This is a genomic window from Mycobacterium leprae TN (assembly GCF_000195855.1).
GTDB lineage: Bacteria > Actinomycetota > Actinomycetes > Mycobacteriales > Mycobacteriaceae > Mycobacterium > Mycobacterium leprae.
On record NC_002677.1, the window covers coordinates 782,465 to 808,289 of the forward strand.

At 56.6% G+C, this 25,825-nt stretch carries 24 protein-coding genes and 4 pseudogenes; 17 read left to right on the forward strand and 11 right to left on the reverse strand.

All coding sequences use genetic code 11. From position 1 onward, the window contains the following. Positions 1-900 precede the first annotated feature (900 nt). Positions 901-1,119, forward strand: a complete 219-nt coding sequence (locus tag ML_RS03255) for a hypothetical protein (protein ID WP_145985173.1) — start codon at positions 901-903, stop codon at positions 1,117-1,119. Between the two features lie 398 nt (positions 1,120-1,517). Here the strand turns inward: ML_RS03255 and ML_RS17255 are convergent, their stop codons facing one another. After that, positions 1,518-1,808 (reverse strand): FAD-dependent oxidoreductase, encoded by a 291-nt coding sequence (locus ML_RS17255; RefSeq protein ID WP_269147087.1) that lies wholly within the window; start codon positions 1,806-1,808, stop codon positions 1,518-1,520. After that, positions 1,694-2,071 carry an FAD-dependent oxidoreductase gene (locus tag ML_RS15180; protein ID WP_269147088.1) on the reverse strand — a complete coding sequence of 126 codons (378 nt, stop codon included), beginning with the start codon at positions 2,069-2,071 and terminating at the stop codon, positions 1,694-1,696. Before ML_RS15180 ends, ML_RS17255 begins: the two co-directional genes overlap by 115 nt. Before the next feature lie 1,098 nt (positions 2,072-3,169). Between ML_RS15180 and ML_RS18620 the strand changes: the two genes are divergently transcribed. After that, entirely contained in the window at positions 3,170-3,481 is a 312-nt protein-coding gene (locus tag ML_RS18620; protein WP_414085516.1) for a hypothetical protein, read from the forward strand. A 6-nt stretch (positions 3,482-3,487) separates the two neighbouring features. Next, positions 3,488-3,625, forward strand: a complete 138-nt coding sequence (locus tag ML_RS18625) for a hypothetical protein (protein WP_414085517.1) — start codon at positions 3,488-3,490, stop codon at positions 3,623-3,625. A 1,069-nt stretch (positions 3,626-4,694) separates the two neighbouring features. Here ML_RS18625 and ML_RS15185 read toward each other — a convergent pair. After that, positions 4,695-5,808, reverse strand: a pseudogene (locus ML_RS15185) (phosphotransferase family protein). Between the two features lie 74 nt (positions 5,809-5,882). Here ML_RS15185 and ML_RS03270 point away from each other — a divergent pair. Together ML_RS03270 and ML_RS15190 are read left to right on the forward strand one after the other, a co-directional pair. Continuing rightward, positions 5,883-6,117 (forward strand): annotated as a pseudogene (locus tag ML_RS03270) (helix-turn-helix domain-containing protein); the annotation flags it as partial. Positions 6,118-6,471: 354 nt separating this feature from the next. Further along, entirely contained in the window at positions 6,472-6,738 is a 267-nt protein-coding gene (locus tag ML_RS15190; RefSeq protein ID WP_049769680.1) for a hypothetical protein, read from the forward strand. Positions 6,739-6,866: 128 nt separating this feature from the next. On the opposite strand, the gene ML_RS15195 is transcribed toward ML_RS15190, so the two are convergent. Beyond that, positions 6,867-7,370, reverse strand: coding sequence for a DUF222 domain-containing protein (locus ML_RS15195; protein ID WP_049769681.1), 504 nt, complete (start codon positions 7,368-7,370; stop codon positions 6,867-6,869). A gap of 414 nt (positions 7,371-7,784) precedes the next feature. Between ML_RS15195 and ML_RS15200 the strand changes: the two genes are divergently transcribed. From ML_RS15200 to ML_RS15215, 3 genes are all read left to right on the forward strand, one after another. After that, positions 7,785-8,144, forward strand: coding sequence for a hypothetical protein (locus ML_RS15200; protein WP_231846710.1), 360 nt, complete (start codon positions 7,785-7,787; stop codon positions 8,142-8,144). 2,623 nt (positions 8,145-10,767) lie between these two features. Next, the gene (locus ML_RS15210; RefSeq protein WP_231846711.1) at positions 10,768-10,962 is read left to right on the forward strand and encodes a hypothetical protein; all 195 of its coding nucleotides are present in this window, start codon (positions 10,768-10,770) and stop codon (positions 10,960-10,962) included. A 367-nt stretch (positions 10,963-11,329) separates the two neighbouring features. Further along, the gene (locus tag ML_RS15215; RefSeq protein ID WP_197492912.1) at positions 11,330-11,551 is read left to right on the forward strand and encodes a hypothetical protein; all 222 of its coding nucleotides are present in this window, start codon (positions 11,330-11,332) and stop codon (positions 11,549-11,551) included. A 281-nt stretch (positions 11,552-11,832) separates the two neighbouring features. Here the strand turns inward: ML_RS15215 and ML_RS18630 are convergent, their stop codons facing one another. Further along, positions 11,833-12,093: a hypothetical protein gene (locus tag ML_RS18630; RefSeq protein WP_414085552.1), complete on the reverse strand. Its 261-nt coding sequence runs from the start codon at positions 12,091-12,093 to the stop codon at positions 11,833-11,835. Between the two features lie 584 nt (positions 12,094-12,677). Beyond that, positions 12,678-12,902 carry a hypothetical protein gene (locus ML_RS03305; protein ID WP_049769683.1) on the reverse strand — a complete coding sequence of 75 codons (225 nt, stop codon included), beginning with the start codon at positions 12,900-12,902 and terminating at the stop codon, positions 12,678-12,680. 386 nt (positions 12,903-13,288) lie between these two features. Between ML_RS03305 and ML_RS03315 the strand changes: the two genes are divergently transcribed. Then, positions 13,289-13,519, forward strand: a complete 231-nt coding sequence (locus tag ML_RS03315) for an aldo/keto reductase (RefSeq protein WP_111480985.1) — start codon at positions 13,289-13,291, stop codon at positions 13,517-13,519. Positions 13,520-13,582: 63 nt separating this feature from the next. On the opposite strand, the gene ML_RS03320 is transcribed toward ML_RS03315, so the two are convergent. From ML_RS03320 to hisN, 3 genes are all read right to left on the reverse strand, one after another. Then, positions 13,583-14,785, reverse strand: a complete 1,203-nt coding sequence (locus ML_RS03320; protein ID WP_010907859.1) for an acyl-CoA dehydrogenase family protein — start codon at positions 14,783-14,785, stop codon at positions 13,583-13,585. Between the two features lie 42 nt (positions 14,786-14,827). Then, positions 14,828-16,225, reverse strand: a complete 1,398-nt coding sequence (locus ML_RS03325; RefSeq protein ID WP_010907860.1) for an acyl-CoA dehydrogenase family protein — start codon at positions 16,223-16,225, stop codon at positions 14,828-14,830. Between the two features lie 76 nt (positions 16,226-16,301). Continuing rightward, positions 16,302-17,087 (reverse strand): histidinol-phosphatase, encoded by a 786-nt coding sequence (gene hisN, locus ML_RS03330; protein WP_162618313.1) that lies wholly within the window; start codon positions 17,085-17,087, stop codon positions 16,302-16,304. Between the two features lie 109 nt (positions 17,088-17,196). On the opposite strand from hisN, the gene ML_RS03335 reads away from it, so the two are divergent. After that, positions 17,197-17,511, forward strand: a complete 315-nt coding sequence (locus ML_RS03335) for a hypothetical protein (RefSeq protein ID WP_010907862.1) — start codon at positions 17,197-17,199, stop codon at positions 17,509-17,511. Positions 17,512-17,518: 7 nt separating this feature from the next. Here ML_RS03335 and ML_RS03340 read toward each other — a convergent pair whose 3' ends face one another. Further along, positions 17,519-17,710 (reverse strand): hypothetical protein, encoded by a 192-nt coding sequence (locus tag ML_RS03340; protein WP_162618210.1) that lies wholly within the window; start codon positions 17,708-17,710, stop codon positions 17,519-17,521. 31 nt (positions 17,711-17,741) lie between these two features. Between ML_RS03340 and ML_RS18635 the strand changes: the two genes are divergently transcribed. Beyond that, positions 17,742-17,915: a hypothetical protein gene (locus ML_RS18635; protein WP_414085518.1), complete on the forward strand. Its 174-nt coding sequence runs from the start codon at positions 17,742-17,744 to the stop codon at positions 17,913-17,915. A gap of 153 nt (positions 17,916-18,068) precedes the next feature. After that, a pseudogene (locus ML_RS18640) lies at positions 18,069-19,511 on the forward strand (FAD-binding protein). Here ML_RS18640 and ML_RS03355 read toward each other — a convergent pair. After that, on the reverse strand, positions 19,512-20,882 hold the full coding sequence (locus tag ML_RS03355; RefSeq protein WP_010907864.1) for an FAD-dependent oxidoreductase: 1,371 nt from the start codon (positions 20,880-20,882) through the stop codon (positions 19,512-19,514). It abuts the pseudogene before it with no gap. 179 nt (positions 20,883-21,061) lie between these two features. On the opposite strand from ML_RS03355, the gene prfB reads away from it, so the two are divergent. From prfB to smpB, 5 genes and pseudogenes are all read left to right on the forward strand, one after another. Further along, positions 21,062-22,186 (forward strand): peptide chain release factor 2, encoded by a 1,125-nt coding sequence (gene prfB, locus ML_RS03360; RefSeq protein ID WP_010907865.1) that lies wholly within the window; start codon positions 21,062-21,064, stop codon positions 22,184-22,186. Further along, positions 22,176-23,124, forward strand: a pseudogene (locus ML_RS03365) (mechanosensitive ion channel domain-containing protein). Before prfB ends, ML_RS03365 begins: the two are co-directional and overlap by 11 nt. Positions 23,125-23,455: 331 nt before the next feature. Beyond that, complete coding sequence (gene ftsE, locus ML_RS03375) at positions 23,456-24,145, forward strand: cell division ATP-binding protein FtsE (RefSeq protein ID WP_010907866.1); 690 nt, start codon at positions 23,456-23,458, stop codon at positions 24,143-24,145. Continuing rightward, positions 24,146-25,039 (forward strand): permease-like cell division protein FtsX, encoded by an 894-nt coding sequence (gene ftsX, locus ML_RS03380; RefSeq protein ID WP_010907867.1) that lies wholly within the window; start codon positions 24,146-24,148, stop codon positions 25,037-25,039. 2 nt (positions 25,040-25,041) lie between these two features. Beyond that, the gene (gene smpB, locus ML_RS03385; protein WP_010907868.1) at positions 25,042-25,524 is read left to right on the forward strand and encodes an SsrA-binding protein SmpB; all 483 of its coding nucleotides are present in this window, start codon (positions 25,042-25,044) and stop codon (positions 25,522-25,524) included. Positions 25,525-25,825 lie beyond the last annotated feature (301 nt).

Consider the following 25,825-nt stretch of genomic DNA (forward strand, 5'->3'; position numbering starts at 1 on the left):
CAGCACAGCGTCAACGGCTCCATCGGCTCATCAGTTGAGTGGCAGAGCAATGACCACTGGAGCACAGTAGCGGGAGGTTGTTGCTGACGGCCCTGTTCGCTAGGTAAAGCTGGAGCGTGGAATGAAAATAGGTGCAGCGCGTATTGGGGTCGGTGGTCCGTGTAGTTGACGTTTTCCACTAGTTCTGTCAGCGGATTGCCTGTCTTGCCTTGAATCGACGACGCATAGCAGGCCGGCTTACGCTTTAGCTCGCCCACCGTCAGCCAGACACCAAGTCAGTCGGTCCTCGTCGTTGGCGCCGGGATAGCTGGCTGGGGGGCCGGAGATCGACACCGCCTGCTATTAAACCACGTCCATCATTGCCGCCAACAGCTCCCGACGCAACATCGGGGGACACGATTTCTAGCGTCTAACACCCTGTTACGGTACGGCTTGCGCTTGGACGGCTGTGCCGAATTGGCGCCGATTCGTGCCTTCGTTGTCGAAGTCAGGTTAAACTCGCGACTATCCAACGGGTAGCAATGCCGCCGCGTTCGAGAAGGAGCGGCAATGAAAGTTTATAGACTACCTCGGTGTAGCCCAAAATCAACCCTACAACCGACCTATTGCACGATGCGTTAACAACCGAGCCACGCCTTACCTGTCCACGCGGCACTCCACTAGTATACATAAGTGTTCAGGGTGACCGATGGTTACTACAACATAAATATGCTTAATACTAACACTCGGTTTCACCCGGGTGATCCGAGTGTGGTTGTGTCAGATCATCGACTCGGCCGCTGAATAATGGGTGATCGTGTTCGATCACCGCGGCCACGGACGTAGCGGTGTACCATCGTGTGGTGCCTACAACCTCAAGCACCTTATTTCCAACTTCGATTCGGTGCTAGATAGGTGACCTTGACCCCGCACGAACGCGCGCTTCTAGCTGGGCACTCGATGGGAGGCATTACCATTTTTACCTGGCCGGACTGCTACCGCGACAAGGTTCACCGGCTCGCTGACGCCGGAGCGGTGATCAACACCACGACCGGGGATCGGGTGCGTAAGGCAAAACTAGCTATCGGTTTCCCCGCGAGTTGTCTTCGGCTTGAGCGGTGGTTGGCCGGGCTCTCGTAAATGCGCTCGTCGGGTTTACGCTTCCTGGTGCTGTCAGCAGCATACCAAGTCGCTTTTTGTTGTGCTGCCGTCCTGGCCTGGGTGGTCTAACGATGCCGACGCTCATCGTCGGTAGTGCACACGATCGATTAACGCCGATCAGCCAGCCCTGCAGGATTGTCCGCACCGCGCCCGATGTGGTGGCCTTGCTGAGTTGCCCAGTGGGCATTGCTCGATGCTATAGCGACACAAAGAGGTAAACTGCTAGCTGTGTGCACTTGCCGCATCCGTGACCTGTCCACCGGTTGCAGCAGGCAATCTTAATACTAGCGTGGCGATCTCGGCTGCTGATCGCTGGCCAGCCCAATGAATTGGTCCTGTCGGCTCGTGTAGCCACCACCCGGATCGTGTTCACGCCCCTATACTGCTACAGTTTTTTCTCTCGGAGCGAATTCCTCTGTGCTCCAACTAGTATCTGAATGGCCGAGAGAATTGAGTGGGTTGTCGCCAAATAGCGACGCCAAGCAGCGTAACGTGTTGCGGCGGCGTTGCTCGGTGGGTAGCGTGTCGAACACACGGGCGTCGGTGACATCCATCAGGATGCCCCGCCCTTCGCCTGGTGGGCTGACGTCGAAGGTGATGAATACCAGGCCGTCGTCGGACAGCGGCCCATGCCGGGGAAGATAATTCGTTGGGGCGCGCCAAAACAGCGTGGAATAAGCGGCGTAGGCCTTGCTGAGCCGGCCCTATGGTCAATGCTGAGCGAGCTTCGCGTAACTCGCGTGGTGGGAAACGGCGAAGTGAACTCGATGGTGGTGTGATGAGCCGGCGGTATGCCGACGATGATGAATCCGGCCTCGGTTTGTACGTCGTCGGCGGTGGCTGTCACGCCAGCATCGTGTCTGGCAATGCTATGAACCGGTGCGTTCAGTACAACGCGGTTACCGAGTTCAGCTGTTGTAGCTTCAGCAATCCGCTGTGTGCCATTGGGGAAAAGGCTCTGCTGGGCAACGTTCTTAGCGTTAAGTAGCTAGTCCAGATCGCCAGCCGTGTGTGTAGCACGTGGTGTGCAGCATAGACACGTCGTCGGGTTCACATCCTCATGTCACCCAGGGCCATGCCTGCTAGCAGGTCATGTTATGAAGTGGTGGCGTGCACCGATTGTAACCAGGAACCGAGGGAGAGGATGGCCGAGCTAGTACGCTCGCTGGGCATCCCAAGGTGCCGCTACCGGGACGTCGCGGACAATTTTGTCGAATTGCTAACGCAGCCGGACGATATCAAGCAGTCCGATTAACAACAACTTGGGGGATGCTGCTGTAGTTGGGGAACGTTCAGTCTTGCCAATGAATTAGGTGTTTGCGTCGCGGTAGGTTGAGGTGGTCGGGACCTGGAGCTCGGCCGCCAGTATGAGTGCGGCGTTTTGAGCTGGCTCGACGAAAGCGACGCTCAGATCAGCGGGTAAGCCTGCAACACTGCCAATGAACAAGTGCCCACCCACCCGGTTGTGGCACTCCAAGACCAGTATCGTGGCCCAGATGCGTCAGTTCGCGAGCCGCAGTCAGCCCGGCGAAAACCGCCACTCACTACGACAACACCAACAGTCCAAGGCGCAAGGCTTGGTACGAGTTCCAGTCAACCGCATTTTACTGGCTTCGTACGGTGCGGTTTTATCGCACGACAATCTCCGGCTTTCCGGGACTGTAGCACGAATCCCATCGTCGTCAGGCAGCGCGTTGAAAATCTTTACCGCTTTATATGGGCTCACGGACGTTACTGAGCGTGCTCGGGTGCTACGCGACGCTGTCGTGAGCAGCGTTGTCACTTTCGAATGATCGCATGACATCTTTGCTCCGTTGAGCTTGGTCGACGCAGTAGGAGGCTTCGATTTGCTGAAGAATGTTGCGATAGCGTTCCTAAGCAATCCAATTCACCTGGAGCATCACAGACTAACAATCACTAACTGCTCAGTGTCGTCCGGTTCATCCTCGACCTTGGTACCCAGGTTCGGCCACAGATCGAAAAGCGGTTCGGAGCCTAATTCGACCATCCGGTGACTAGCATGACCGAGATGATCGTGGTTTTGTGGGCGATCTTCGATGCGTGGCATTCTGGCGGTAGCTTGAACTTTTGCGGTGATTACTACCGGAACACGCTGATGACGTCGGCTTTCCACCCAGTACCGAAAACCGTACCGGGCCGCCGCCGAGCACGTCGATGGTCTGTTGGTGATGTCGTTCGGCTCGAAGCATTTTTGCACCATGTCATGGTGCCTGCCGTGCGTGACGGCTTACTGGAAAGTGGTCTGTTAGGAAGATATTTCGCTGTCATTCTTGAAATTTTTTGTCGGTTGGTGACATTGATTGGTGACGAGATGATGTAAACCATCGTGGCTTGCGGAACGCCCACTGATGTTGTTGCCCACATTCGCGGCCGGGTCGACGAGATCCCCGACACCGTGTGTGTAACAGCCCGCACTAATTGGGTTGAAAACACTAGCGTGATCATCGACGAGCTACGTGGCTGACCTCGTCAGGGTGACATCGTGAACTAGTCGGCGAAGCCGGACGGGTCGTGGCGGCCCAGAATGCCGTGTTCGTAGAGACCTCAGCCCTCTCCACCGGGATCCAGTTGCTGCTGTGGTACACCGCGCGGCGAACATATTGATGACGTAGAAATCGGATCGTGCGACGATTGCCTGATCGGTCATATCGTAAGTCAGCTGTTTGAAGCACTTCTCGCCCTTACACGTGTTGTACAGCTAATACGAATCGTCGCCATAGCCGCCAATGTGTGGATAGGTCTCTCTAGTTTGGACTCTACATAGAACCGGACTCCGGTGCTGTCGGCGCGGATCGCGTCGATTGTCGCTCCGGTGCTGGTGCAGGTGCTGGAACAGTAGTGGATGGTGACCCATGGCTAGTCTAGCTGCTCGACCCGGCTGTCGCTCCACACCTGAGCTCAGTCGTTAAGCGAACGAAAACCGTGTTTTCCTTTTTGGATGATCAGTACTACGAGTGAAGTCTTCGAATGTCATCGGCATGTACAGTAGCCACGTGCATTCGAACGTCGGTTCAGCGGTCCGTTTCTCCGGTTCGGGCTCACTGATTGGCCAGCTGCCCTAGTACCGGTCGCGGTTGTCAAGCTAGTTAGTGGAGTCAACCGTGATCTTTTGCTCATCGACGATAATCAGTCCGTTTCAACCGGATAGTTGGGGGAATTGCTTCGCTTTCAGGGTTAATCAGGTTTCCTGATCGCAGGATGTGTGACTGATCCTGTATGATATTCAATAGGATTTCACAGGTGAAATTTGTTGTAATGAAAATTTTTTCATTGATTATGGACTGTAGTTCGTGCAGAGGATCGATGATCCCGATTCGGTAGTTGTTGACGCACTGGTGCAATCGATGAGCACGAACGCTTCTTGGACGCCGAGGTTGGGGATAGTAGCCGACGCTGTTGATCAAAAAGAGGCTCTCGGTGCGGGTCGTGAGCGTTGAAGTGGGATCAATCATAGAAGTTGAGGTCGGGAGAACCCAGCCACGTGGTCGGTTGGGCAACAGGATGATCTGGGAATGAGTCGATCAGTCCTAGCATTAGTGGTTTTCTACAATAAGACTTTTCAGCGATACTGCGTGGTAGAACAATGACTTTAAGTCTTCAGGCTTGTCGTTTTCCCTAAGCGCACTTGTCGCTCCCCGGTGCGGGTAAATACGCAGGACCACATCACTCTGGAGTGGACGTAGCACCAAGGCAGTTCACCCACTTCGATGCTGGCGAGCCGTTGATAGATGGCGTGGAATTCGTCCTAACACCGTACTTCGGTCAGGTTAGGCAACGTCGACAGACCGGCGATATCACAAAAACATAAAGTTCGTGTAGGTAATCCACGCTATATCGAGTTCACGGTGACCCAGTGTCACCATTTCCCAGTAAAACACTGCGAACGGCTGAAAAGTCAGCGGTATAAGACATTGTCTACTCGGGCATCGCCTCAGAGCAGGGACGGACTCGCGAACGCCTGGCCTCGTTCGACCAGTGCTCTTGCAGCCACGCGAAAGTCCTTTCCAGCGGTGGTGATCGGCCGATATCGTGTATCGCGCAGTCTTACCACGACCACACCAAATTACGATGTCTGTATAGCGCAGCATCGTCGACTCTAATCTACGCCAGAAAGGCAAGTGTGTTCTTAACGTTCGGGATCGAATGCAATGTGGTCCACACCTCGACGGCAGCATCCCTGCATTTCACTCTGATGCTGCTTGGGAGCATCGGCGAACTAGTTTTTGCCCGAAGGCGTAAGTCATCACGTCGAATGATACCACGCGGTCGACTTAGTCCATCACGAAAAAGGTGTTCCAAAAACGTTGCCTGTGGTCTCGATTCAGCACACCTGCGGTACCGGGCACGTAGGTCAGCTCCGCTGACTAGCCGTATAATCTCAAATTGGTTATCAAGCCGATCCGACGGAAACACTGGCGCGACGGTGGGGGTAGACGCCACTTGCACCACGAGTTTTGCTCTATTGGTTGCCCCTGCTGCCAGCGGGTGGTCACGACGATTATTTCTGATGACATGCCGGTAGTGTTCTACGCCGTTATCGATAACCACGTCCAGTATTATCTTTGTTGGGTCCTGGCCCGCTAGCCCTTGTGACAGTACTGTTGGCTGGGTCGGCGCGTTGCGAACGGAGCACTGAAGTCGGTCGATTGCCTCGACCCCCGGTTCGTTGGCCGTGGGGTTACCTTCATTAGTTGAGACTTATTTGCGGCAGTAACGCTACGATAAATAGCGTTAGGGAAGTAGACCCATCCGACGTTGATAAGACCCGCGGTGTCGGCTGTCCGCGAGATCCGTGTATCGACTTTGCAATCCTGTCAGCCACTGCGGAACTGTTGGTGGAAAGCGGTTACTCGAATCTCAGCTTGGCTGCGGTCGTCAAACGCGCCAGCATCACGAAATCTACGTTGTACCGTCGATGGTGGAGTAAGGCCTAAGCTGGTGCACGAGGCGGCATTTTAACCGGGTGCTAGCCATGGCATGGATCCTGGTGGCTCACGGTGCGGCTGTAGGGTTTGGCTAGATATCGGTGGATCGCGCCGTTAAATTGTTGTCCATAATCAGGCCTGTCGGGATCTCCTTGGAGGAGTTCATCGGGGTGGTGGGCGCGGTTGATCTCGGGTGTGCCACTGCCTTTGTTCCCAGCCAAATCGCCCGTTGCCGGTGACATTGGTGCGCCACTTGCCTTGGCTCGCCAGGTAGTTTTGATGGCTTCAGCTGAAGAACAGCTTGTTCGCGTGCGTTCCGCACACCGTGGGACCAATTTGGTGAATAGTGGACTTCGCTGTGAGAACGAGGCTCAAGGCAGTTGGGATGGGTGCAGCCTTGGTAGCGGGCGTAACAAATGAATTTCTGGTCGGCTGTGGCGATGACGGTGATGGGATGACCGCGGTGTACCTTGAGCTGTCCGGAAGCTATAGTGTTTTTCAAGTTGAAGTTGAAGTGTGTCGTGGCAACGTTAAGCGGGTGTATGTTTGGTCGTGCGCTTCAGGCTGGGTGCTATCGGGTTTGGTGACAGCCGAGCTGCACGGCGGCTTGTTGGGTGGCTTCGAGGTATGCGACGCAGGCCTCGGGAGCTAGCAATCCAGCTAGTCGGGACATGCTGTCGGTATCCTTGCGCGGCAATGTGTAGTCCTCGACGGCGTGCTCGGTCGTTGTCGTCGAAGTGGCCAGCGGGATTGAGGTAGTCCGCGATGCACTGACCTAACTCAGTGACGATAGCGGCGTAGAGTTAGGTCGCATGCGTTAATCAGCGTGCGCTCGGCGTCAGTCTCAGCTGCAAGTGAGGTGCACGACGGCAGTACATCCACCGCAGCGCATATCGCTCGGATGTGTTCTTCGCCGACTTCACCCTGCGTCCACCGCGGTGGCAAGTTTTGATCATTCTGGGAGACAACGGGGGACTGGTCAGCGACTGTCGTGGCCGGATTCGGGCCGTGAATTTGAAGCGGCGAATGCTTTTCTCTGGGTGTGATTCGCATTCGCGCCCACAGCACTTCACGCACCGTTGGTGTGCACTCGTTGCCGTCAGGTGGATCGGCGATATCAGCGAAAAATCGATATATCACTTCACATTTGGAGCTGTCCTGAGTCTCTAGTCGTTCGACGATGTGTATGGTGTATGCGGAAATTGTACCAACCACGTCGGGGCTGATGTCGCACAGCACGGCGTGCGTAGCATCGATAGTGTCGAGAGTAGCGCTGATCTGCACCTGTGTTTCCTTGGCGCTCGCGAATGGTCACATATCCCGGTGGTATGGAACCTCTTCGTCAGATCCACATGCTTCGTGGGGCGTCACGCACGGCTTGTGGACGAAGTGGCAACTGTGGACAAACCGGTGGTGTTGCCGTCTTGCAATTCGCGGCCAATCCTGGTCGCATGTCTGGTCGAATCGCTGTCTGATGTGCCAGTATCAAGTAGGCTATGTTGAACTCAAAACGCAGGCTGCAGCGGTTGTAGGCGACCGGTGCGTGGTGTGCCAATGCCCTGTATCGACAAGCTGGCTAGGCGCGTTGTCGTCCTGATTGTGCTGCTGATCCTCGTTGCTGCGGCGTTGCTCGGGTATCTTCCGGTTCACCCTCGCTAGTCACCTGTCGAGCTAGGCAGCAGCCTGACAGCGAGGATCTTGGTTGTAGCGGTCCTCGTTGCGATGGTCGCGCTGTATGGTGATCGTGTAGTTGCGGAAACCCTCGCTTTGGCAACCAGGGCTGGGGAGCTGTCCGATATCGATATGCATGGAGGTGGGACGACAAGACCGACCTGGAGCGTGTTACTGAACGGACTCGCGGTGATCGTGGCCTGGTTGCTGATCGTGATATTGCTGGCCTGGTTATTCGCGCCACACAACGTCAATCCCTCGGCTTCTATAACGGATTCGAGTGTACCGCTGGTGGTGCAGGATACCGAAACGCCACCGAAGCAGCTTCAACACGATACCGGGGACATGGTGGGAATCCTTCGTGCAAGCGCGGTACCAATGTTTTGATTGTTGTCGCGGGTGCGGTTATCGGGCCGCGACGGCGGTGGCGCGCGGCTCAGATACCACGGCCGGTCTTCCTCACTGACGATAACGTCGCATCCGTAACACTCACGAAGCATTCGGAATTATTGTTGCGAGCAGCCGAATTCGGCTTGGCCTAGATGTAGGACCTCACGTGAGAACCACGAGAGGCGATCAACGTCTGTTACGTGGAGATGGAACGTGAACTTGCGCATGTTCTCGGAGATGTTCCCCAGGAATGCGGCACCTTGACCTAGGAATTCGATCGAAAAGTGGATCATCATGCGCTGCATGATGATAACACTGTCCAGTTGGCGAACCTGTTCGAAGAAACACGGTTTATCTAGCATGTTATGAATGAGCGACATAGTGAGATAGCGGTCTAAGTGCTGCTGATAGTTTTTGTTGAGCTTCGGCGTCCACTATGAAATGGCTTATAGAAATAGGAATTTTACTGATCTCCTGAGTTGATCTGTTAGTACTGGTAGTGCGGGGTTGCCGGTTCGTTTTTGTGGGCGGCCGGTGTTGCTCTGGCCGTGGTGCTGCTCAATACGCCGGAAAAAATAGGACACGATGACGAACCCAAGTTTGATAGGTAGCTTGACGATATGGGGATGGGTTACGCTGCTGGCTGTCCACTACTGAGACTACGATCTGTTGGTCTGAATCCATCTTTACGGATTATGACCGCCATTTGCGTCCGACACTGGTGTGCCGGTTAGAAACCACCACCGGACAAAGTTAGGACAAAGATCCGACGGAATTTCATACACGCATGCTGCGTGCTTTTCGGTGCCGAACTGTGGGAATGGGCTAATTCAAATAACATCACGCGCACCGGGGATCACGAAACCGGACCCGTTCGTGCGACGCTTGAAGAAATTCTTCAGAGATTGGTGCAAGTATGACTGCTGTTATTTCATTTCGGGAAGACCACTGCGCACTGCGCGGCGGTGCTTGACTAAATCTAACGTGATCTAACGTGCTGTGGTGGGCACGTACTACGTGCTCATTCTCATCTCAGTCCTAGCTCGATCTGCTGTCGGAAAATTTACTAGGTTTGACTATTTATGACATGCAGTCTGGCCGCTTGGCGTTCCGTTCAGAATCCATTTTCACCAACCTGCTTCTTGCTAAAAAGATATTAGCCGAACATCGTGATAGAGTCAGCCGGTTCCGCTGGAGGTAGTGGCCGATGTGCAGGTGAGTGCAGAAGCGAAATCCATAAGCTGCAAATACTATTCATCTTTCTTTCTACCAATAATCCGATCTAGCACTAGGATATCTATCCGTTACTGAAGGCACAGCTGGATAGGTTCGCTATGTAACTGGACCTGTGTGTGCCTCGCCGAATGCTGCGCGATCTCGATCTGCGCCGCTGCCTCGGACGCGGCTTTGCTAAGCTTAAGGTGAATAAAGGTGTGGACGTGCACGATCTGCTAGCCATGCGTGAATAGGTCAAGCAGCCGAGCGTGCACGAAGACGTTTTGCACTACGTGGTGTCGCTGGCCACTGCTACCCGGAGCTATTCGCAAATATATTGTGGGTGCTAGCCTGCTAGTAGAAATCGATCTTGTCCAACTCAACCACGATCGTGCGTTGCTGTACTGCCGGGACTTGGTTATTATCGAATATATGAAAGCGCTCGCTATTACTTGCTATTACGGCTATTGCGTATCGGATCACCTTGCACTCGAAGATGTGGTGTAAGAAAGTTTTAGGTTGCTGATCTCATCGGAGAACTGTTGCGGCGCTTACCTTTCCCTCAAAAGGCCAGATAACCTTAGAGAACTGGATGATTTCGGTGTGACAGATAATTGTGCGGATGAATTACGTTGGTGATATTCCTTATTGGCAAGGATAATCTCTATCTGCGCTGGGGTTGCTCTGGCCATCGAAGTTATGGGCACACAAACTGGAGGCTGATTGCATTCGCTGCGCCGATATTAGGCATGCTATGCGCGATCAGCTTGCGGCTCCTGGTGCCTAAGAACTTAGGTTCACGGGGAGCACGGTTCTAAGCAATGCTTCGAAAATGAACAGGAGCGATTAACCATGTGGGCGAACCAAGAAAACAGCGTTGAATCCCGGTCATTCGCGGTATAACTTGCTGTTTTGTCCGTAACCGGAACTGGACTCGAAATTATCGATTTGCATTCGCATTAAGAGAAAATGTTTGCTGCAGTGACGGCACTCTGGATCCTATACCTATCCGATCCCGGGGAGATATCGTCGCTCGCGGTGGACTACTGACGGTAACGGGCCCCCTCGACGAGGCCTGCTTATGTAGTGTTTCTGCTCATACCGCCGCAGTACACGTTGATTTCGTGGATCGAGTTGTTCGATTGGCTGAGTGTCAGCCTCATCTGTTACATTGGCCCGGGTGTTGAGTATGCGGGCGACCAATTGCTTTCCGTGAAGTGGTCAGTGAGTGTGCGCCGTGGCCAACTGTACGTGACACAGCGATTCACTGATTGCGCTGCCAATGTGGTGGTGCTTATCGACATGTATCGGTAGTAGCTGGGTACGGAGATCGACGTCAACGAACGAGTTGTGCGCGGCGCAGTTCAGGTGGTGCAGGCTGTGCTGCGAAACGCGCTATCGCGCCGTGATCGTTGCACTCGGAGGTAACCACTCGCGGTGGCTGGGAGCGGATATCGAGCAGCGCCAGTTCTATCGGGTGCTCGATATCGTGTTCAGTTCCTGCTATGGATTGGAAAAAGCTGGGACAATGGTTCTTCGTAATGCCTTTCCCGAGGGGGTGACGTTGTCGCGTTCTCTATGCTGCTCGGGTCTGAATTAGCTTAAGCGTTGATCGACTTCCGCAAGGGGGGCCATGTCGTGGTTGCTGTTGACGTGCTGTTCTGGCGAGAGGATTATAGCCCGACCAGTTCTATGGGTGTGCTGCCCAACCTCCGGAATCCGATTTCGGTACTGTTACTCGGAAAGCAATGACATGGAATCAATTTCACTTTCCACGATTATTTTCTTGCTGGCTGATTTCGGTTTTCTGATGGTGGGGTTGGCTGCTGTCGACTCCGAGGGTATGGCAGCTGTCGCTGCTGCAGTAACCGTGATTGTGTGGGAGTAACGACCATGTATCGATCGGAGACAACGCTTGCTGTATTGTTTTGTGCACACGATCGTGGTGTTCAGTTAGTCGCAACAGCTTGCTGCGCCATCTGGACTTTTCTCCTCTACCTATTTGGTATATACGGTTAGCTGTCGTCACTCCGTTCGCCGTAGTCATGGCAAGCTGGTCGACAATTGTTGTAGTCGTGGGTTTTACGTTTGTAGGATTAGCTGCGAAGTCGTTCAAGCGGCAGTTGCCGTGGTTGTCTTTGGCGGTGCTGGCGATCTATTTGTTGGCCACCCACCCATTCTTGCTTTGATCCGAGCGAGTCATTGCGTTTGCCGTCTTCGGTAGCCGCCCGGCGAGTTGCCGTGACTGGATCAGTGCACTAGTGGGGTGTCCTAGTCAGCCAGGTCTAACAGTGGCTTTGGTGCGATGCCCAGCATTATCATGACTGTGGCGCGGGCCGCTCTATAGGGACTTGGCTCAAGATGCCAGATTCCACGACTTGTAATGTTTCGTCGGATGCTTCGATGAAGAACGTTAGCACAATGTCTGCACATATAAGTGTGCTGTTATCCGGCTGGATGCCGGAGAAAGCTAGCAGAAACATTGGAAATATCGCACCCACAATGGGTGAGAACTTACCGAGTCCGGACCAACCAATGGGGCAGTGCGGCTTTTTCTGAAGCTGCTGAGCCATCGCGGTTGATGATCAGATCGAGGACCGCTAGCATTCCTCCGGTGCTCAAGCTGCAGGCGATCAAGATAGAACAACGTGGCTGAAAGGTCCGCCACGTTGTCGGCGATCACCCCGGTAAGGATGAAGCCGATGTGTGTGATCGATGAATAGGCCAGTATTCGGCTTGACGCCGGTTTGGTTCACGGTGGTGTTGGTGCTGATCGCCATGGTCAGGATCGAAATCTCCTATAGAACGGGCAGCCACTGGCCATGCAGCGAAGGCAGCCGGTGAAAGGTCCGGCGATCAAGGTGCCGAGCTCGAGCACACGGATGCCGTCCAGCTAGCATGCTGGACTCTGCGCGGTAACTGCGTCCCGGAGAAACCGGGGTAGGATCGGCCAAACGATCAAGCTATCGACCGCCTGCCGCAGCTTGTCGAGTTACTCAGATTTGTTTCATAGTGTGGAGCCATGGATTTTGTACATTTCCTTGTCGGTGTCGTCGTCATCGCGGTGGGTGTCTCCGTAACTTCATGGGGATAGCCCGCTCCGCGGTGTCGGTAAGTGAGCCAGATATTAGAGGCTATCGGAGGACCGGTATACAGGGGCACGTATAGTCGTGGACGCGCGATGAGACTTTTCCATTAGCGGCGCGTGTTTCAAGTCATGCGATTGCTCCAGCGGCCTTCCCGAGTGGGTAGATGATCGGATCTGGTAAAGGCAACTGGTCGGAGGTAAGCAGCTGCTCAAGTTGGCTTTACTGCTCAGACAGGGCTTCGGGGTGCATTCGGATCCACATACTCCAGCCAATATTGACTTACATCAATATTGTTGAGCAACAGCATTTTTACCTTGACTTTGGGTATTTCACCGCCGGCGAAGCCGTTGGTAATTAGCTGTCTTCCCAGAGCAAGCGAGTGTAGTGAATCGGTCATTCGGTCGTCGCCGACCGGCTCGACTACTACGTCGGCGCCGCGACCGCTGGTCAACTTCTTTACCGTTCCTTTGAATCCTCAGACTAACACCACTGCCGTGGTGTTAGTCTGAGCCTTCGCCTCGGTGTTGCCCACCGCGATGGCGTGCGGTGCCCCGAACGCCGGCGCTAGCCCGCAACGTCGACGTCGGTGACTTCGACAGCGTCCGGGCCATCTAGCCGAGTTTATTCGTGCCGTCCGCATGCCACCTCCGTCGTCAACGAGAGGCTCAAGAGCTTCCTCCGCTTAAATATAAAAGCCGTCGGCGACGTGCGCACCACTGCACGACGCAGCAAATCCTCGTCCTTGCGCACGACGAGAGGATAAAATTGTCCAAAGGCTGACGGCCACCTTCCTGGTATGGAGTGTTTCGTGCTTAGCGTTTTTTTTCGTTTTCCTGCATCGTTTTTGGCTCCGTCCAACTTCCCGGCTCCAGGTTTTTCCAGCCACCACACGATCGCGTTGAGACTCTCGCGATGTTGCTGCGTGTTGTGCACCTCGGTGTCAACCATATCTATACCGCCTCGTTCTACGAGTCACAGATTTCCAACGAGCTGATACGCGAGGCCCTGCAACCGGATCCCGAGGACCTGGCAATATCACCCGTGAGCATCTCTGCTGTATGCGCTTGAAACGCATCGAGATCGTCTGTGTGCGGGATACACCGACTAGGTTGGTTCGATAAGTCTGGGAATTTACTTGAGTTCGGAAGAGGACAAGCCCAGCAATCGGCGTGCAACAACCAGCTGCTGAATCTGCTGAGTGCCCTCGAAGATGTCTAAGATCTTGGAGTCGCGGGCCCACTTTTCCAACAGGGCCTTCTCGGAATAGCCTGCGGTGCCTGCTAATTCGACAGCCTTGAGGGTAACGTCGCTGGCCATTCTGCCGGCTTTGGCCTTGCTCATCGATGCTTCTTTGGAGTTGGGGATGTTGTTGTCGGCTTGCCACGCCGCACGCAGCGACAGCAGGTAACTCGCTTCCCAGTCGGCTTCCATCCGCAGGAACTCTGCCGCGGCGGCGTTCTGGGAGTGCGAGGGCTTGTCGTAGCAAATTTCTATACCGGCATCGGTGAGGATTTTGCGGATTTCCTCCAGCGCGGCGCGGCCAACCCCGACGGCCATGGCAGCAACGATTGGCCGGGTGTTGTCGAAAGTCTCCATCACTCCGGAAAAACCCTTGCCAACCTCGATTTCTGGGTTACCTAGCAGGTTGTCTTTAGGAATTCGGACGTTATCAAATCGAATCGCAGCGGTATCCGATCCCCTTATGCCTAGCTTGTACTCGAGGCGTTCGACTGTGACACCGGGATGTTCGCGTGGCACGATGAATGACTTTATCGCCGCGTGGCCTAGCGACTTGTCTAGGGTTGCCCACACCACGATGTGGGTGGCGCGCGACCCGGCGGTAACAAAGATCTTTTCACCGTTAATCACATACTCGTCACCGTCGAGGGTGGCGGTCGTCGACACCGCTGCCGAGTCCGACCCAAACCCCGGCTCGGTGATGGCCATAGCCGCCCACACCTTGCCTAAGCGTTCCAGCTGCTTGTTGGTGGCTACTGCGGAGATGGCTGCGTTGCCCAGACCCTGATACGGTATGGACAGTAACATCGCGACGTCGCCCCAGCAGGCCTCCAGGGTTTGTAGCAGCGCGGCCATGTTGGCGCCGTTGTGATTTTCGTCTTTGTTGTCCTCATCGCCGAGCGCGTCGGCGCCGGCAAAGGCGAACGATTCGGCTGCTCCCGCAAACAGATTGAACAGGGTGTCTAGCTCGACTGGGTAGGTATGTTCCTTCAAGTCGTACTTGCGGGCGATCGGCCTCATCAATTCCGCGGCGCCCTGATGGGTCTTAACGATTACCGCTTGCAGCTTGCGCGATAGCTCCAGGTTGATTGCCATGATTGATCTTTCGCTTTGAAGAAGATGCAGATTTTAGATTCCCTAGATAACTACGACGCCCTCGGCGACACCGATCGCCCGCAGATCGCGATACCAGCGTTCGACCGGGTGCTCTTTGATGAAGCCGTGACCGCCCAGCAGTTGCACGCCGTCCAGGCCGATTTGCATGGCTTTGTCGGAGCCGAGTCGCTTGGCCAGTGCTGCTTCCCGGGCGAATGAGAGGCCTTGTTCGGCGCGGGACGCGCCACGCCACGTGATCAGCCGCAGCCCGTCTAACTCGATAGCGATGTTGGCGCACATGAACGCGACAGCCTGGCGACGCGCGATTGGCTCACCAAAGGCTTCGCGTTCTTTTACGTACGGCATGACATAGTCCAGCACTGCATGCGAGGTGCCGACCGCCAGCGCCGCCCATCCTAGCCGGGCCAATGCGATCGCTTCAGAGTAGTCATTATCCGTCGCGTCGTCTTCACCCAGCCGGGCGTCCAAGGGCGCCGACACTCCGCAGAGTTCAACTTGGCCCAAGGCTGCAGCGCGAATCCCCATGCTAGGGTCGGCCTTGACAGTCAGGCCTTTAGTCGAGGACTCGACGATGAACAATGCTGGCTTGCCATTCAGCTGGGCACCGATGATGAACAGTTCGGCGCTGGCCGCGGCCGGAACCAATGACTTCACCCCGTCGAGCCGGTATCCGGACGGGGTGCGCACGGCGATGGTCTTCAGCCGGGTGGGGTCGAACAACGGCTGGGGTTCGGCGATGGCCACACAGGCCTGGGGGACATTTTCGCCGGTGAACTCTTTCAGGTAGGTGGCCTGTTGATCGGCGCTGCCCCAATAGGTTAGTGTAGCCGCCACACCGCCTGGGGCCAGAATCGGCAGCGTCAATCCCATGTCGCCATATGCCAGCGCCTCGGCCACCAACACATTGGTCACACTGGAACGGCGTTCGGCGATGCCGTCAAAATACTCGGGAATGTTGATCGTGGTGATGCCCAACTTAGCGGCTTTGGCGATAAGGTCGGGCGGGTAGGCCGCGGCTTCATCAGCGTCGTGAGCAGCAGGCCGCAGTATCTCTGCGCTGAATTCGTCGATAGTTTCGACGATCAACTTTTGGTTGTCGTCTGGCGTCAGGTCGAAGTAGTTCCTGCCGCTGGGCTGTAGCCGGGTTGCGCCACCGCGCAGGTTTTGCACCCGCTTGAACTGCCGGCTGGTGGCGGCGGCAGTGGAGAACGTCGCCTTAACCCCGTAGCGCAACGCTCGGTTGAGCGGATAGCGCAGATGGTATTTATCCAGAAAATCCTGGCCGACAAGCGGAGTAAGCATCGCAATTGCGACGTCAAATCCAGTCCGCTTGTGTGGCTGCATTCCGACGCCGGACCTAAGACCGCCTCGTTTGAGACGAACGGAAGAGGGCTTAGCACTAGGAGCAGTGTCAGTCATGTCAGCAGCTTCAGATCGTTGGGGCGATGCGGATAATCCTACCTTACTCTGGAGTAAGGTAGGATTATCCTGTTAACTACTTCACAGTGGCGCCGATTCTGGTCAGCACCTCTTGGTGCAGGCGACCGTTTGTCGCCACAGCGCTGCCGCCATGCGGGCCGGGGGTCCCGTCGAGACCGGTCAGAACTCCACCCGCCTCGCGCACCACGATGTCGAGGGCAGCTAAGTCCCACACCGATACCTTCGGCTCGGCAGCGACGTCGATAGCTCCCTCAGCGAGCAGGCAATAAGATAGGAAATCGCCGTAGGCGCGTACCCGCCACACGGCGTCGGTCAACTCAAGGAACCGGTCGCGTAAACCGCGCTGTGCCCACCCGGACAAGCTGGAGAATGACAGACTCGCCGAATTGAGGTCGGCCACCTCCGACACCGCTAGCCGGCGCGGGACCCCATCGACCGCCACGAACGCGCCTTGGCCGCGTGCTGCCCACCACCGTCGTTGCAGCGCGGGCGCGCTGACGACGCCGATTGAGGGGACCCCGTCCTCGAGCAATGCGATCAAACTGGCCCACACTGGCACCCCGCGCACGAAGTTCTTGGTGCCGTCGATCGGGTCGACGATCCACTGCTGTCCACTGAAAGTTATTGTACCGCCGTATTCTTCTCCCAGGATGCCGTCTTTAGGCCGTTCGCGCCCGAGTACCGCACGCACATCGGCTTCGACCGCGCGATCGGCGTCGGTGACCGGAGTAAGATCTGGTTTGGTGTCGACGCGCAGATTGAGTGCGCCGAAACGGGCGCTAGTCAGTGCGTCTGCGCGGTCGGCCAGCGTCAGCGCTAACATCAGATTGTCCTGAGCTATGCGTACCGCTCCTCTCCCCGTAAGCTGGGGACCCCTAGATCACTCTACGTCTACGTCGTCGTCGTAGCGATCTATGTCAGCATTCTTACCATGGCCCTAATCTGAATGAGTGTGGGAGTTCGGTTTGCTGTTCTTGTTGGTGGCGATTTTGGGCGTCTTCTTGGCTAAGCGGTTCCTCCCGTGCGAAAGTGACCTGGCCAGCGGCACATTGTTGGTTACCGGGGTCAGCCCGCGACCTGATGACGCTCACGGTGAACAGTTTGTCACGATCGCCGGTTTTATCAGCGGACCCACCGTCAGCGAGTATTCTGTGTATCGGCGTATGGTGGTCGACGTCGGCAAATGGCCGGCGATGGGGCAGTTGCACCCGGTGGTGTATTCGCCGAAGAATCCTGACAACTGGAAGTTCGCGCTACCCGACTAGTGGCCCGTCATTTCGCCGCGGTATCACCAGTGAGCTGGACCCTGCGTATCGCAGGATGGCGTTGCGTGTCGTCGATGGTTAATAGCACAACGCTTTTCGAGCAGTCCGTTTTCACCCTGGTGTGTTGATCCTGACTACCCTTGCTGCCGGCGTGCTCGGAGGAATACCCTGAGCTGACGTCAATAGTGAAGTCTATCATCGATATTCAGCATGATACATGCTGTGGCTCTTTGCTGAGTTGCAACGCCTTGACTAATTTGTGGTCGTTGATCAACCGGGCTGTAAAGACGGTTGTCTGGAATTCTGAAGGCATGGCAGGCAAGGACATAGATCCCCGGGTGAAGAGTGCTCTAGAAGTGATCAAGCAGAATTCTGGGATTGTGCTTTCGTACTCTCACCAGTGATCGTAGCTTTGAGCGTCATATGGTGGCTCGCCGGGATGTGCTGGGCCATCGTGGCTGCTGTCGTGCTGTTGCTCGTCGGCGGAGCTGCCGTCGGCTTGAAACGTTGATGCACCTGGCATGTGTTCGTGGTGGGGCCGGGGCACCGTCTAGGACGTGCTGTCCGAATAGGAAATAAAGGATCTGACAGGGTGAGTTGCGGCGCTGCTACCCGGCCATGACATGACGGATTACTGCCCGCCGGACCCGAACGTGCTCGGGTTTGCAACACCACGGATGACTTCGTCGGCCTAACCGGTCATGCTCGTGGCAAGGCATTTCGTGGTGTCGCGCGCAACTTGCAAGGCTGCCTCGACCGCGTCCCCAGTCTAATCGCACGACCTCGCTGGCAACTATACATGATAAACGTACTAGATTGGCTCGCGAGGGAATTTCCGCTACCCCATACGGCGGCGGTAGCTCGGCTGTCGGTGGCGTCGAGCCTCGATTTGACGATCTGGCTGTCACGGAGGACGTCACCGAAATGAGCGCAATGCTTAAGATCGATAATATCAGTCGGGCTGCGCGGATCCATGCTGGCGCGCTGGGCCCGGCGATCGAGGACCAATACTCCCACACGATTTGACGTTGCGGCATTTACCTCGGTCCATCCCGTTCTCCAGCTTTGGGGTTGGTTAGCCACCCGCGTCGGCGGGCACTTTGCCACCGCTGTACACTCACATCGACGCCCTGACTGAATCACTGCGGATCGTTACCCCGGCCGGGGTGAGTTAAGGCTAGTCGGTTGCCCGGGACTGGCACCCGGGACGGTTGTTCCTTGGCTCCGAGGGTTCGCTCAGCATCGTTACTGGAGCGTGGATACGGTTACAGTACTGCTCGCGCTGGCAGGTAACCGGCATCGGTGCCGTTCGATGATTGGGGACGGCCCTGGCTACTTGGACAATTGCTAAGCTGGCCTTTATCCGACCCATTGCCGGTTGCTGGATCCGACCGAGGCGTTCCTGAATGCCGGTGTGCCGGTCGTCTGCGGTTTGCTGGTGCTGGTTTTCGAATCGGCTGACCACTTGATCGATGCGTGGCTACATCGGGCACAAGAGATCGCTGCCGCGTACGGCGGTACTGTGACCGCGCGGGGCAGCCGCCGACACCGCAAGCGACACAAAAGAAAAACTATGCTCCGGCAAGCTGGTGCTCATCGTTTCTGTGCATGCCTTACTAGCGTGACGCTCTTGCCTGCTGCGCTGTCATCGCCGAGAAGTTCGCCATCTCATTTGCACCTGGGACGGATTCGACGCACTGCACGCCAGCGGTTTACCGAGGTTGCCAGGACAGTGCTCGAGCGAGCCTGCGGAGCGACCGGGCGGTTAACCCATGTCTATCCCGACAGCCCGGCCCCGTATTTATGGGATCTACGTCGACGGGAGCTGGGGCTCTCTGGATACTCAATGGGACGAGATCAAAAACTGCTGTGTTCGAGGCGATTATCGCCTGTAGTACGACCGGCAGCGCCCGGACCTCTTCGTGGCAGCTCTGCGTGCGGCGAAGTCCGTGCTGGACCTGGCCGGGAGCGTCAACCCCGGGATACTGGTCGACCTGTGATCAGCCGTGCCCGATCCGCAGCAGCTCGGCGAGGTTCGGCAGCTTAACGCGGGGGCGGCCGTGCGGTTCGCCGGCCGCTCGCTCAAAGCGGTCGATGGCCTGCCAGTGCGCCGACGTGACCAGCTTCGGTTGCCGTTCGGCCAGCCACTCGGCCAGCCGGTCGGCGTGGTCTGCGCCGAACTTTTCGGTATCATTGGCGCCAGCCAGATTCTCCATCAAGGTGTCGACAGTGTCTTGGGAGTCCTTCTTGTTGGTGCCGATCACCCCGGTCGGCCCGCGTTTGATCCACCCGACGACGTACTCGTTTCGGCTGCCGTTCACCCGGCCGTTGGTGTTGGGGATGGTTACGCTACTGTCGTCGAATGGTAACCCCGGCGTAGGGACGCCGCGATAACCGATCGACCGCACAATCAACTGAGCCGGCAGCTCCTCGCGAACACCGGTGTCTTTGGCTGCCACCCGCCCGTTGTCGTCGGTGACAAGTTCGTTTTGACCGAGAACGATCCTCTCCACCTTGCCTTTGCCTTTGATTTCAATTGGGGAAGTCAGGAATCGGAACACAATCCGACGATGGCCGGGTTTGGGCGTGCGCACAGTGTAGTCGCGTAACACTTTGATGTTCTGCCTGGTCGTCTTGCCCGCCGCGGCCGCGTTCTCGTCACTGATGCCCTCCAGCTGGGCAGGATCGACAAGCACGTCGACCCCTTCGATGTCTGCTAGCTCACGCAGCTCCAGTGTGGTGAACGCTGTCTGTAATGGCCCGCGGCGGCCAACGATCACCACTTCCTCGATCCCGCGCGGGCGCAGTGACTCTAGTGCGTGGTCGGCGATATCGGTGAATGCCAGTACGTCGGGATCGGTGATTAGGATGCGTGTGACGTCGAGTGCGACGTTGCCGTTGCCAATAACCACTGCGCGACTGCCCGAAAGGTCGGGTGACCTCTCGTGGAAGTTGGGGTGTGCGTTATACCAACCCACGAAATCGACAGCGGCGATACTGCCTGGCAGGTCTTCACCGGGGATGTTCAAAGCGCGGTCGGACTGCGCCCCGACAGCATATATCACGGCATCGTAGCGTTCGGCGAGTTCGGCAGGCTCGATGTGTTTACCGACAATCACATTGCCGAAGAAGCGGAACCGCGGGTCCTCAGCGGTCTTCTCGAACTGCTTGCTGATCGATTTGATCTTGGGGTGATCGGGTGCGACACCAGAGCGGACCAGTCCCCACGGGGTGGGCAGCATCTCCAGCATGTCGACGGCAACGTTGATCTCGTCGGAGGCGTCAGCGGCCTTCAACACGGATGCCGCGGCGAAAAATCCCGATGGCCCCGAGCCAACTATGGCTATGTGATGTATGTGGTGTGGACGCAATACCTGAGCCTTCTGTTCGTGCTTGGTTCCTGTGGCGCTGGAGGCGTTGGAATATATTGAGCGGTCACGTCGTTATGGTGCCGCTCACATGACGATCGCTTTGATACTAGTGGCTGTTACTGGGAGGTCCCCAGAGCACTGCTGGTCGCCACCGTAGGGCGCCGGTAACGTGGGCGGCTGTGGAACCTGACCGACAAACCGACATCGCTGCTCTTGACTCCACCTTGACCACGGTGGAGCGGGTGCTCGACGTGGAGGGTCTGCGCACCCGCATCGAGAAACTTGAGCATGAGGCGTCCGATCCGAAACTGTGGGATGACCAAGTCCGCGCGCAACGTGTGACCAGCGAGTTATCTCACGCTCAGGGCGAGCTGCGCCGAATCGAGGAGCTGCGGCGACGTTTAGATGACTTGCCGGTACTCTACGAATTAGCGGCTGAGGAAAGGGCTGCGGCCGCCGCTAGCGGAATGGAGGCCTTCGCTGAGGCTGATGCCGAACTCAAGGCGCTGCGCGTCGATATCGAAGCCACCGAGGTGCGCACGCTGTTGTCAGGCGAATATGACGAGCGCGAAGCGCTGATCACCATACGTTCCGGTGCTGGCGGAGTGGATGCCGCGGACTGGGCCGAAATGCTGATGCGGATGTATATTCGATGGGCAGAGCAGCACAAATACGGCGTCGAGGTGTTAGACACCTCCTATGCCGAAGAAGCCGGTGTCAAAAGTGCCACGTTCGCCGTGCACGCGCCGTTCGCCTATGGCACGTTGGCGAGCGAGCAGGGCACCCACCGGCTGGTCCGGATCAGCCCGTTCGACAACCAGAGTCGGCGGCAGACCTCGTTCGCTGAGGTCGAAGTGTTGCCTGTGGTGGAGATCACCGATCACATCGACATTCCCGAAGGCGATGTGCGCGTCGATGTCTACCGATCCAGCGGTCCTGGCGGCCAGTCGGTCAACACCACCGACTCTGCGGTACGGCTAACTCACGTCCCAACCGGTCTTGTCGTTACCTGCCAGAACGAGAAATCGCAGCTGCAGAACAAGGTATCGGCGATGCGCGTGCTGCAAGCAAAGTTGTTGGAGCGTAAGCGTTTAGAAGAACGCGCTGAGCTAGATGCATTAAAGGGTAGGGGTGGCAGCTCGTGGGGCAATCAGATACGGTCCTATGTACTGCACCCTTATCAGATGGTCAAGGATCTGCGAAACGAGTACGAGGTGGGTAACCCGACAGCTGTACTTGACGGAGACATCGACGGGTTCCTGGAAGCCGGGATTCGTTGGCGCAACAGACGTGATATCAGCTAACACGACAGTTCTTGCTGTTTCGTTAACGCAAGCGTTGGCATGACTTCTGGCGCGGTGAGATCAGTGACTGGATCATCGACAAGAGCCTGCGGATCGTCATGCTACTGATTGGGGCGGTGCTGCCGGTTCGCTTCGTAAGCTTGGTGGCGTAACAAGCGACCCGCCAGGAGGGCTTAGACGTCAACTTTGTCGAAAGCGACGCCTCGGTGCGCTCGGAAGCAACTAAACACCGCCAGGCCGTCGCGTCGGTGATCTGGTGGGTGTTAGTCGTTATTACCGCGATCTGGGTCGTTCTTCAGATCAGCGATGTGCTGCGCTTGTCGATAGGTGGGCTGGTCGCGTTGGGTTTCGGTGTTCTGGTTACGTTGACCGTAAGCGGTGCCGCTGACGAGGCCCGCGGCACCGCTGAGGATGTGACGTTGCGGGTAGCCAGGCTACGTTCCTGCGCTGGCTAGGTGTTCACGGTCCCCAACAGATCAAATCGTCAAATCGGTCAACCTTTTTAAGGACTGGGCGCGGGCTGTGGCGGACATCCCGGTGGCGCCCAGCGCCGATCTCAACTGGTCAACGTGGTCTCGCGCCAGCGAGTGTGAGCATGCCCGCAATAACCCGATGCTGGTGGAGTTGTTGTTAGATGCCCCGCACGATGATCACGATGATGGTAGTGGAAAATATCGCAGTCGGCACTGTCACGCTGCGGGTTGTGGCTCGCGCATTGCTCGGCAAGTAGTTCAAGGCTGGCTGTCAGTTGCGTGTGGTTGTTACTAGGGCATTCGTTCGTGCCAGCATCGTTACCGTGGCCGATACACCGGTCGGCCTTGGCGAATCCTGTCTTACCTACGGCCAAGGCTGCCGAGGACCAGACGCTGGCATCTCTGTGCATTGGCGTGAAGTTCACGCTCAAAGTCCTCAAGAAGGGTGGCGCCGACGGTGGATGACGCTGACCCCGTCACATGTTTGGCGGCCGGATCCCGCGTCTCGACGCTGGCGTTGATCGTGGCCGTTCCTAGCGGTATAGCACTTATTGCACACTGGAAGCCTCTAATGGTTGAATTGGCCAACCAGGTGATGTCACCGGGCTTCGTCCCCGACCCGAACTACGCGTGAGTGCTGCGCAGCAAAGTGGACCAGCCGCCATCTACGGTGACTGTCACCACCACTTCACCTGTGCAACAATTCTAGGCGGAGCCTCTAGACCTTACTTCGTTAGGTGCCCGCTTAGTGATCATCGCGTTCCAGGGAAATTCACCGCTACACTTGCGAACCGTGATGATCACCCTAGACCATGTCAGTAAGAAGTATAAATCGTTGGCGCGGCCTGCGTTAGACAACGTCAACGTCAAAATTGACAAGGGTGAATTCGTCTTCTTGATTGGCCCGTCAGGTTCCGGCAAATCCACCTTTATGCGGTTGCTGCTGGGTGCCGAAACACCGACATCCGGTGACGTGCGGGTCTCGAAGTTTCACGTCAACAAATTGCCTGGCCGCCACATACCGCGGCTGCGGCAGGTTATCGGCTGTGTTTTCCAGGATTTTCGGTTGCTGCAGCAAAAGACGGTGTACGAGAACGTCGCCTTTGCTCTGGAAGTCATCGGCAGACGCTCGGATGCAATCAACCAGGTGGTGCCTGATGTGCTCGAGACGGTCGGCCTGTCTGGCAAAGCTAATCGGCTGCCGGACGAGCTGTCAGGAGGCGAGCAGCAGCGGGTTGCGATAGCCCGCGCATTTGTCAACAGGCCGTTGGTATTGCTGGCCGATGAGCCCACCGGCAACCTCGACCCAGACACCAGTAAGGACATTATGGATTTGTTGGAGCGGATCAACCGCACCGGGACTACTGTGCTGATGGCAACCCACGACCACCACATCGTCGACTCGATGCGGCAACGGGTCGTGGAGCTGTCTTTGGGCAGGCTGGTTCGGGACGAATGGTGTGGCATTTACGGGATGGATCGCTAAGTGCGCTTCGGCTTTCTGCTCAACGAGGTTGTGACTGGCCTCCGTCGCAATGTCACGATGACGATAGCGATGATCTTGACGACCGCGATCTCGATTGGCTTGTTTGGTGGCGGGCTGCTGGTGGTCCGGTTGGCCGACAACTCCCGAAGCATCTACCTGGATCGAGTCGAGACACAGGTCTTTCTCACCGATGACATCTCCGCCAACGATCTGACCTGCAACACAAACTTGTGTAAGGCGCTTCGGGGAAAGATCGAAGCTCGAGATGACGTCAAATCCTTACGGTTCCTTAACCGTCAGGACGCTTACGACGACGCTATCCGAAAATTCCCGCAGTACAGGGATGTTGCGGGCAAGGATTCTTTCCCCGCTTCGTTCATCATCAAGCTAGCTAACCCCGTTCAACACAAGGAATTTGACGCCGCGACGCAGGGCCAGCCCGGGGTGCTTTCCGTGCTCAATCAGAAGGAACTGATCGACCGTCTGTTCGCCGTGTTGGACGGTTTGAGCGACGTCGCGTTCGTCATAGCTTTAGTGCAGGCTATCGGAGCAATCCTGCTAATTGCCAATATGGTTCAAGTCGCGGCCTATACGCGGCGCACCGAGATCGGCATCATGCGACTGGTCGGCGCCAGCCGCTGGTATACTCAACTTCCTTTTTTGCTGGAGGCAATGGTGGCTGCGACCGTAGGCGCCGTCATCGCGATCGTTGGTCTGCTTGTGGCGCGAGCAATGTTTTTGAACAATGCACTGAACCAGTTCTATCAAGCTAATCTGATTGCCCGGGTCGATTATGCCGATGTCCTGTACGTTTCCCCGTGGTTGTTGTTGCTCGGCGTGGCGTTGGCCGCGTTGACCGGTTACGCAACATTGCGCATTTACGTGCGACGGTAAGTGTGGCCAGAAACCCTCGTGGCGGCAAGCAGATTGTGGCCACCAATCGCAAGGCTCGGCACGATTACGCAATCATTGAATTGTTTGAGGCTGGGGTGGCGTTGCTTGGCACCGAGGTGAAAAGTCTGCGGGAGGGGCATGCGTCGCTGGCCGACGCGTTCGCAACCGTCGACAGCGGTGAAGTGTGGTTGCGAAACATGCACATCCCGGAGTATCAGCATGGTAGCTGGACCAATCACGATCCTCGCCGTAACCGCAAGCTGCTGCTGCACCGCCGCCAGATCGACACCCTGGTTGGCAAGATCCGTGACGGCAACCTCGCGCTAGTGCCGTTATCGTTGTATTTTGCCGAGGGCAAGGTCAAGGTCGAGCTTGCGCTGGCGCGCGGCAAGAAACTGCACGACAAGCGCCAGGACATGGCGCGTCGCGATGCTCAGCGCGAAGTAATCCGTGAACTCGGTCGCCGTGCCAAGGGCATGCTCTGAGCGAGATCGGCCTAATATCCGACCTATGGTCGTCTGTTTCACCCCCCAACTTGACACCCGACGTGTTGTCCGGGTCGGTTCACTGCGTGGGACTACCAATCGACGCGCTACTACAAGGGTGGCCCCAGGATAGTTTGGCACGCGCATCGACGCCGCTGCCTGCAGACTGTCGTAGCATGCATCATTGCCACTGAGTAATTTCTGCAGGACATAGCCCCACCTGGACATCAATGTCAAGTTGCTTGAGCATGTGCGCAATGGCACCGGAGCGATAAACGAATGCTGGGTGCGCCGCTACAGG